Origin of the sequence: Streptomyces sp. URMC 127 (assembly GCF_051386535.1) — a bacterium.
Classification (GTDB): domain Bacteria; phylum Actinomycetota; class Actinomycetes; order Streptomycetales; family Streptomycetaceae; genus Streptomyces.
The window spans coordinates 1-409 of the sequence record NZ_JBPQTW010000511.1; the positions used below are offsets into that span (position 1 = coordinate 1).

Below are 409 nucleotides of genomic sequence, written 5' to 3' on the forward strand. Positions count from 1 at the left end.
TACCGTCCGCACCGGCGCCGAAGGCCTTGCACCGGCCGTCCGCCGACAGACCCCGCTGCCGGCTGAACTCCACGAACGTCGACGGAGTCGCCATGACGGTGACACCACCGACGAGGGCCATCGAGCACTCCCCCGTGCGCAGCGCCTGGGTCGCCAGGTGCAGGGCCACGAGCGAGGACGAGCAGGCCGTGTCGACCGTGACCGCCGGGCCTTCCAGGCCGAACGTGTACGACACGCGCCCCGAGGCGATGCTGCCCGCGCTGCCGCTGCCCAGGTAGGCGTCCATGCCGTCGGGAGCCGTCTTCACGCGTCCGCCGTAGTCGTGGTACATCACGCCCGCGAAGACACCGGTCTTGCTGCCCCGCACCGAGGCGGGGTCGATGCCGGCCCGTTCGAACGCCTCCCACGA

General features: G+C 71.9%; 1 protein-coding gene. It reads right to left on the reverse strand.

The annotated features are described in order from the left end of the window. On the reverse strand, positions 1 to 409 hold a 409-nt coding region (locus tag ACSNOH_RS35165), incomplete at both ends, for a beta-ketoacyl synthase N-terminal-like domain-containing protein (protein WP_436725500.1).